Source organism: Spirosoma sp., from assembly GCF_048594605.1.
Lineage (GTDB): Bacteria > Bacteroidota > Bacteroidia > Cytophagales > Spirosomataceae > Spirosoma.
In genome coordinates this window covers 1-8,755 of record NZ_JBMDWV010000255.1, presented here as the reverse complement: position 1 = coordinate 8,755, position 8,755 = coordinate 1, and the positions used below count along the sequence as shown (strand labels likewise).

The following is an 8,755-nucleotide window of genomic DNA, read 5'->3' as shown; positions in this document are numbered from 1 at the left end:
TTATCGATACTTAGGTCTACTCCAATCACTTTACCCACACCGAATCGACTCATCACATCAGAGGGGAAGTTGTTGAATGAACCTCCGTCCACCAGCAGGTCGTTGCCATCAATCACAGGGGGAAATACACCCGGAATGGCCGAAGTAGCCAGCAGGTATTTAACCATAGCGCCCCGCGTGTGAACCTCTTCACGGGCCTGCGTATAATTGCTCGACAGGGCAAAAAAGGTTAGCCAACTATCTTCGATATCCGGGTTCATATTACCTGTAAAGTCGTTGATGCAGGTCTGAATCATCTGTTTGATACGTCGACCCTGAATGAGTGATATAAACGGCAGAAAATTGTAATCCCTAGTAGGGTTAAAATGAGCAGCTTTGCGGAGATGCTGGGTAGTTGGTTCAATCGCTTCGTCGAACGAGAAAGTAGCCGCCACCAGCGCACCTACGCTCGTTCCGCCCACAAAATCAATCGGAATGCCCCACTCCTGTATAGCCCGTAATACACCTATATGTGCAAACCCTTTCGCTCCCCCTCCGGCCAGTACCAGTCCAATCGCTGTACCGCTCAGGATACGGGCCAAACGGGCCATATCCCGACCAAGTGTTGGACGGATATGATAATGCGATTTAACCGCCGGACGTAGCGCTAGCCAGCGAGCCGTATTACGTGGATGCGTTGTATCGGAAGGGTGTAACAGGAGTAATGTGTGTGGAACACCCGCGCGCAGTTCGTTGGTCAGGTATTGTATTTCGATACGTGTCAGATCGGGTTCCTTCCGAGCATCAGCCAGTAGCAAGATTTCATCGGCCTGACGCAGACATCGGCGTGTCCACTCGGGAAGGGGCTCTCCAGGCTGGTAGGGATCGGTTACGTAGAGCATGAAATCGTGCTGCGACTCCTGGTCATCGAGCCACTGAGTCAGCTGACGATAGGCCATTGGGGTTTGTTTATCCACCTGAGCAAATCCAGGCTGGTTGAAATTAGTATCCACTACCTCACTCGACACCATAAAGGTTGAGCCCTTCTGGTGCAAAAGAGATGCTAATTTGGAGGTAAACCCGGTGGCCTGGCTAATAGGCTCTTCCGGGTTCTCGTGTAAACCAAGTACACAGATATTGACGGGTTTCTTGATTACTTTTCGCTGACCCTGAGAGGTACGAAGCCGGTTTATAATGAGTTTGGTTACGTTCATAGATACGACAGGATAGGCCGCAATGACCTGTTCGAAGGCATACTTAGAAAGTTTCACCAGTACAGTATCACGCAAGGCAACGATTGTAGCACTGCGGGGATCACCGGTGAAAATGGCCATCTCGCCCACCGTTTCACCCCGAATGATCTCGCCGATTACTTGACGTCGATTCTTTTCATCAAGTATGTACGCCTGTAATCGACCACTAATAACTAAATAGAGCGAGTCACCAATATCGTGCTGCCGAAACAGAATATCCCCTCCACTGATCTCTACCCACTCCAGCAGGGGCTCGAGCATGGTTAGCATAGTGGTATCGAACTGACCGAAAATACGGTGCAGGTTTGTTAATAACTGTTCTTTCTGATAGGAGTTAACCAAAGGTTCAATGCTAAGTCTCATAGATGTTTTCAGGTTGCCAGTGTAAAACATTTTCGAGCGTATACTGCTATTTGTCAACAAAATACATGTTCATGTTCGCTTTATTTTTCGTGGCTATTTCGCCCCGATACCGGCAGGTAAACTGATCCTGAATTCGCTGGTAAGTCGCCCCTGAAATATTGACCTGCCCCGGTTCACTCGCCGATTCAAGTCGGGCTGCTGTATTCACCGTATCCCCCCAGATGTCGTAGGCAAATTTGGTTGCTCCGACTACCCCCGCGATTACCGGTCCGGTATGAATGCCAATTCGAATCTGGAAGGCGACCTTGCCTTCACGGGCACGTTGCTTTTCGAGTTCGCTGACGAAATCTCGAATATCAAGGGCAGCCGCTACCATATCATGGGCGTGGTCGGGGTGTGCAGCAGGGAGGCCACCAGCACACAGATAGGCATCGCCAATGGTTTTGATCTTTTCAAGGCTGGGGTATTTGCCAATGATATGATCGAAGTGGCGGAAGCAGTAGTCGATTTCCTGAACAAGATCGGTGGGTGAAAGCTGCTCACTGATCTTGGTGAAGTCGCGGAAATCAGTGAACATGATTGTCACCTCTTCATGTTGACGGGTACGGGTGATGCCTTTTACCTTCAATTCGTCTACCAGTTCACTAGGCAGAATGTTCAATAACAGTTCGTCGGAACGTTGGCGGGCCAGATCAAGCTGGGTATTTTTCTGCGCCAGTTCACGATTGGTACGCTGCTTATTGGTGATCAGTCGCCACAGCAGCCCCGCGAGTGCCAGCAGCAGTCCGGCTCCTGCTAGCAACGCGTTACGTACCGTGCGTTCATGCTCCGCTTCGGCTTTTTGTAGCGCTTTTTCCTGTTCAAGAATTTTAATTTGATCCTGTTGGGACTGCAGGATTAACTCCCGCTTGGTCAGCATAGAATCTTTCTGGCCAATAAGCTGGTTTTTTTGCCCAATGAGCTGATTTTTCTGGCCAATCAACTTATCCTGTTGACGCAGTTGCTGATTACGTAGCGAGAGTTGTTTGCCCTGCTGAGCTAAGATCACCTGCTTTTGCTGCGCTTCGCCACTGAGCTGATTCACGGCCTGCTGCGAAATGGCGGCAGCATCAGCGTTAGCCCGAGCAGCTTCTTCAGCCTGTGATTTCTGCGTTTCCAGTTGATTCAGCTCAGCCATGAGGTCTACCGACCGTAGGGTTTCTTCAGCCCGTTTGCGGAAACGTCGAGCTTTTGCTTTGTTCCCTAATATTGCGTGTAACTTTGAGAGTTGTAGAGCAGCTAAGCCTATTACTTTTGACGCTTTGAGCTGTTCACCGAGGTTAAATGCCTGCTGTGCGTAGGTTAGTGCGGTCTTCGGATCACTAATCTCTATGTCTTTGGCCATGAACAATAGCACTTCAGCCTTACGCGTGCTGTCAGTTTGCCGTGCTAATTCGTTCGCCCAGTGTGACGATGATTGCGTAGCGACCTGCGCCCAAAGTGGTGGTAGTAATCCAGCCACCAATCCAATTAAGAGAATGAAGCGGATTGGCTGCATTCCGCTTCGTGTAAATGGTCGACGCGACATGGGGCTAGGTCTGCTACGTTTAGGGGCTAAACCAGACTGGCACGTAGCTACTGCCGCGAGTTTTGGATGAGAAAAGAAATGTATTGTCATGATCGTTTTGGCTTGCCTAAAGCTCCGAACATGCCCGATGGACTGCTAACGCTCTGGTTTCATTTTTTAGCTCTCCGGTTTCATTTAGCAAAAAAGGCTTCGTAAAGGCCAAAAAGCTGCCGGTTTAGTCTTGTTTATATAAATGGTGTATTTATTGTTACTATATAATAACCGGTTTATTATTTTGCGGATTATTAGTTGTCATTAGTGGCTTATCGAATGCGCATCCTCTTTTTACTTTTTTTTCTTTCCACTACGTTAGTTGCCCAACAAAAAGGTTGGCAGGAACTGACTATTTCGGATGGCCTGTCGCAAGGAATGGTCTTCGATCTTAAACAGGATCGCAGGGGGTTTCTTTGGATCGCTACCAAGGATGGACTCAATCGGTACGATGGCTACAATTTCAAGGTCTTTACCCACGACCCTTACAATGAATACAGTCTCTCTGAGAGTGCCTGTTCTGCTTTATTAATTGATCGAAAAGGTAGACTATGGATTGGTACACTCACAAACGGTCTAAATCTCTACGACGACCAGACACAACGATTTTACCATATAACCCTCAATGACAACAAAGCTGCATCGGCCAATAACTATGAGATTCGGTTGCTGGATGAAGATCCGGAGGGTAATATCTGGGTAGGTACTAGTGTGGGGATATCCATTAAAATTCAATTACCTCCCTCACTTCAGACAGGCTTCCCCGAAAAAGTTGACTTTACTTCGCAGATTAAAAAACAATCGCTGAACCTTAATAAGAAGCGGGCGACTCAGGATCATTTTCATTTCAGTTTTAACCAAAATGGCGAATGTCTGACAGCAGTTGGTAACAAAATTCATATCTTCAACTGGCGCAAACCTGGCGCTATCCGTACGTTCAATCCATTGGCCGGAGAAACCTCTGGTATTTTTGATCTTTATGAAGATACGAAGCAGGGTTTTCGGTTTGCCAGCGCCAGTAAACAAATAAAGGCCTGGCATCGGGGCATCACCAAGTCAATTGCGTTACCCGGCAAGACGAATCTAGGAGCCCATATCAAACCGATTAATAAAAATACACTGGCTATCTCGACCGACAGCCATCTCTGGCTGTTATCAGCTTCCCAATTATTTGCCCAGGATAGCCTGAGCGTTCGGAATGCCTTTATCGAGTTCCCCCCGGATGTGTATGGCGTCACAACGGTGATTCAGGACATGACGGGGAATATCTGGGCAGGGACTAGCGGCTATGGACTCCGAAAGTTCAATCCGCATGTCAAGCAGTTCAAGTCGTACCTGCCAAAGTCAACCCTCTCGAATTTATTGGTCGATCGGCAAGGGCGAATATACGCCCGTTATCAGTTTGCCTTCGGCTTACTAGACAAGGTTTCCAATAAATTAGTCCCCTTTCTGGATGATCGATTGCCCGAAGCGGATCGACGCCAACGAAATATCATACAGGATCGACAAGGCTTTTTCTGGGTCTCAAACACCAATTTCCAGACCCACACCCAGCATCTGTTTAAATTTTCGAGTGATTGGAAATTGATTAGGAAATACCCAATGCCTACTGGCATTGAATTTGGCTTTTGGGTAAATCAGACACTGGAAGACCCGGCCGGATACCTGTGGATTGGGGCAATGCGGGGAAAGTTAGTGCGATTTAATCCTAAAACCGAAACATTCAGCGTATTCAGCTACCCGGCCCAGTACGAAATGGAAACGCATGCACTCCTTCGCGAGCCCGATGGTTCATTCTGGATCGGTACGCAGCAGGGGCTGATCAAGGCCGACCATCTATCAACGAAACCGACTTACACTTACTTTAAAAACTCGACCACGAATCGGCAAAGTTTGAGTAACAATTTTGTGCTAACTCTGGCCAATGACCCGGATGAACCGGGTCGGTATTTGTGGGTAGGAACAAAAGGCGGTGGGCTGGATCGACTGGATAAGCAATCCGGCCAATTTGATCACTTTACCGAAGCGCAGGGATTGCCCAATAAAGTCGTCTATGGCATTTTACTAGATGCCAATCGCCACCTCTGGCTGAGTACCAACCGGGGCCTGTCGCAGTTCAACCCCAGAACCCGCCATTTTCGAAACTATACCCGCGCCGATGGCCTTCAGGATGATGAGTTTAATACAGCTTCGTTTACCAGAGCCCCATCGGGGGATCTGCTGTTTGGGGGGGTGAAAGGATTAAATATTGTTCGCCCTTCAGAACTCTCTGCTGTAGTAAATAAAAGACCACTGGTGAATATAATTGGGCTGAAGGTAAATAATAAACCAGCCGAAGTCGGCCAGAACGATAAAGTCCTGGAACAGAGCATTGAATTCACCAATCAACTCAATTTATCCCACGACCAGAACCTGTTGACGTTCGAGTTTGGGGTAATGGATTACACCAATTCGGCTACCAACCGCTATCGCTACCGACTTGAGGGAATCGACCAAGATTGGGTGGAGGCAGGTACCAACCGATTTGCCAATTACGCCCAATTGCCCGATGGAGCGTATCAGTTGGCTATGATGGGGTCGGTGGATGGCGAGCATTGGAGCAAACCGCTGACCTTACAGATTCGGATAAATCCGCCTTTTTATCGGACTTGGTGGGCTTATCTATTTTACTTGTTGGTGCTGGTCATCATTGCCTGGCAACTATACCGATTCCAGACGCAGCGGCTGCTGTTAGTCCAACAAATTGGATTCGAACAGAAAGAAGCCAGCCGATTAGCCGAGCTTGACGCTCTGAAAACGCGGTTTTTCGCCAATATCTCGCACGAGTTCCGAACTCCATTGACCCTAATTCTGAGCCCTTTAACTGAATTGAGAAAACGGTTTCTAACGGAAACGAACGTAACAATCACGGAGCCAACCGTGGTATTGATGGAGCAAAACAGCAACCGACTACTAAGCCTGATCACGCAACTCCTTGATTTGAGTAAACTCGAAGCGGGTCAACTTAAAATCGAATCGGAACCTGGCGACATAGCCGGATTTTTCCAGTTGTTAGCCAATTCATTTACATCGTTGGCCGAAACCCGGGGAATATCTTTTGTTTTCACCCAGAATCGTGAAGTAGTGTGGGCCAATTTCGACCACAACAAGTTTGAAACAATTGTAATTAACCTCCTCTCGAATGCGCTTAAATTTACGCCCGACGGCCAGCAGGTGCGTATGACTGTTACGTATTCGCCCCCCACTGAACGTAGCCACCTTACCCTAACCGTCACAGATACAGGCATTGGTATTGCCTCAGTGAATCAGGCCAAAATTTTCGACCGTTACTACCAGGTCGATGGTACGTCAAATCGAAATTACGAAGGTACAGGTATTGGATTGGCTCTGGTCAATGAACTTGTGCGCGTACTGAATGGCCGTATTGAAGTAGTTAGCACAGAATATGTTGGAACAACATTCACGGTTACGCTGCCTTTGACCAGTACTGTAAATTCTGTTTTACCTAGCTTAACGCCCCCCTCATCGGTCGTCCCTCAGCTTGATCCGTTCTTACAGGAAACCTTACTAGTGAAGGACGTTACCTTAGTTTCTACCTCCGATAAAATTCTACTGATTATCGACGATAATGTCGACATTCGGACGTATTTACGTGGCATTTTTGAGCAGGAATACCAGATTCTAGATGCGGTTGATGGGCAGGATGGCCTGGAGAAAGCCACCACTGCGTTACCAGACCTAATCATTTGCGATCTAATGATGCCGCGGCTCGATGGATTTGAGTTTTGTCGGGCGCTAAAAACGCAGGAAGCCACCAGTCATATTCCCGTGGTGATGCTGACCGCCAAGGCCACTGTCGAAGATCGTATTGAAGGCTTTGAATTAGGAGCCGACGATTATCTGACCAAGCCGTTTAACCAGTCTGTAATCAACGCACGCGTACGCAACCTGATTGAGCAGCGACAACGCCTGTTTGCGCATTTTTCTAGTAAAGCCGCGGCTCCGGTGGTGGAAACGCCAGTGGTCAAGACTGCCCAACCGAGCTTACTGGTAGCCGAGCAAAAATTTCTTGAGCGGCTACGAAACGTAGTAATAGACCATATTGAACAGCCAGACTTCTCTGTGGAAGCATTGGCTGAATCGGTCAGCTTGAGTCGAGTTCAACTGTATCGCAAGCTGAAAGCCATTACCAACACAACAGCGACAGATTTTATTCGGGAAATCCGGCTGGAGAAAGCCGCGGAACAACTCCGATTGGGCAATGATAACGTCACTCAAATTGCCTACAGTGTAGGTTTTGAGAGCCTGTCGTATTTTGCGAAAGTATTTCAAGAGCGTTATCAGGTGCCACCTTCTAAATATAATAGGTCTATTCATAGTCGAACCAGCACAGATCAAACGAAGTAAGATGTGGCTCCGGACAGTATTTCTCCACCAGAATTACTTAGTTACTATTTGATATTGGCGAGGTTCAGTAAATATTGCTCAGTAAAACCCTTGGTTAAGCAGCCGATAGTTGCACTGCGACATAAATTGTTCTTTGCAGCTTGTGTCCCAAATCATATACGAAAGGTCAAGACTATGGCTGTCAAAATAGACTCGTATGCTACTGGAATTAGTAGTCGCTAAACCAGTATGAATGCGTATCTCGATGACTTAGTAGCTTATAGGAAAAAGAAAAATCGACTCTTTAAATGGAAAGTGGTCGAAGCTTATCGCGCTGAACGGGTCCAGGCCTCCGAATTAGAAGAAAAACTGGGCATCTCTCGGACGGAATTACGCCGTCTTAACCGCTGGTACTACCGGTGCCGCTTACTTCCCCTTTTACACCCTAAAAACCGTCGAAAGTCTATGAAACGGGAAGCGGATTATGTCGAAATGCTGGAGCGTAAACTGGCTGATATGGAAAAAGAGAATCAGTATTTACGCCTACAAGCTGAAGCATATCAAACCGTTATTCAGATTGCTGAAGAGCAGTTTCATATTCCTATCGTAAAAAAGCCTGGCGCCAAGCGGCCGAAAAATTGACTCGTCGCTACCCCTTAGTGGGCATGGAGTTGATTTGTCGACTGTTTGGCCGGGTGCGTCAAGCTTGGTATGCGGCTACTAAGCGAGCGGAAAGAACGAGTTTCCAGACTGATGCTATCTTGCAGGAGGTCAGACGAATACGGTGTGAGATGCCTGGGATGGGTACGCACAAATTGCATAATGAGTTGAAGCAGTTTCTGACTCGGCATCGAATAAAACTAGGTCGAGATCGATTGCACTTGCTCTTGAAAGAACACGGCATGCTGGCCAAGAAAAAAGCCAGCAAGGTTGCTACCACGGAGTCTAACCATCCCCATTACAAGTATCCTAACATGGCAAAAGATTTGAAGCCAACGCGGGTGAATGAACTGTGGGTTAGTGACTTAGCCTATATTTCTATAGGACCTAACTACGCGTATTTGTATGTCATTATGGATGCCTTCTCGCGCAAAATTGTGGGTTGGTCACTCCAGAAGACGATGCACGCACAAGGGGCACTCAATGCCTTGAGAATGGCTTTATCAGCTCGCAAAGA

At 47.6% G+C, this 8,755-nt stretch carries 5 protein-coding genes; 3 read left to right on the top strand and 2 right to left on the bottom strand.

All coding sequences use genetic code 11. The features are described from left to right. The coding region (locus ACOJS8_RS15830; protein ID WP_420149516.1) for a patatin-like phospholipase family protein at window positions 1-1,595 on the bottom strand (1,595 nt) is incomplete at its 3' end. A gap of 46 nt (window positions 1,596-1,641) precedes the next feature. Next, complete coding sequence (locus ACOJS8_RS15825) at window positions 1,642-3,132, bottom strand: adenylate/guanylate cyclase domain-containing protein (RefSeq protein WP_420149515.1); 1,491 nt, start codon at window positions 3,130-3,132, stop codon at window positions 1,642-1,644. A gap of 339 nt (window positions 3,133-3,471) precedes the next feature. Between ACOJS8_RS15825 and ACOJS8_RS15820 the strand changes: the two genes are divergently transcribed. The 3 genes from ACOJS8_RS15820 to ACOJS8_RS15810 form a co-directional block, all read left to right on the top strand. Continuing rightward, the gene (locus ACOJS8_RS15820; protein ID WP_420149514.1) at window positions 3,472-7,599 is read left to right on the top strand and encodes a hybrid sensor histidine kinase/response regulator transcription factor; all 4,128 of its coding nucleotides are present in this window, start codon (window positions 3,472-3,474) and stop codon (window positions 7,597-7,599) included. 228 nt (window positions 7,600-7,827) lie between these two features. Beyond that, entirely contained in the window at window positions 7,828-8,220 is a 393-nt protein-coding gene (locus tag ACOJS8_RS15815) for a hypothetical protein (protein WP_420149513.1), read from the top strand. Between the two features lie 245 nt (window positions 8,221-8,465). Beyond that, window positions 8,466-8,755 (top strand): DDE-type integrase/transposase/recombinase (locus ACOJS8_RS15810; RefSeq protein ID WP_420149512.1); only part of this gene is annotated, 290 nt, incomplete at its 3' end.

Excerpts from the sequence above, each read along its gene's own strand:
- ACOJS8_RS15815 (WP_420149513.1), top strand. The coding sequence starts at position 7,828 with ATGAATGCGTATCTCGATGACTTAGTAGCTTATAGGAAAAAGAAAAAT.
- ACOJS8_RS15825 (WP_420149515.1), bottom strand. The coding sequence starts at position 3,132 with ATGCAGCCAATCCGCTTCATTCTCTTAATTGGATTGGTGGCTGGATTA.
- ACOJS8_RS15820 (WP_420149514.1), top strand. The coding sequence starts at position 3,472 with ATGCGCATCCTCTTTTTACTTTTTTTTCTTTCCACTACGTTAGTTGCC.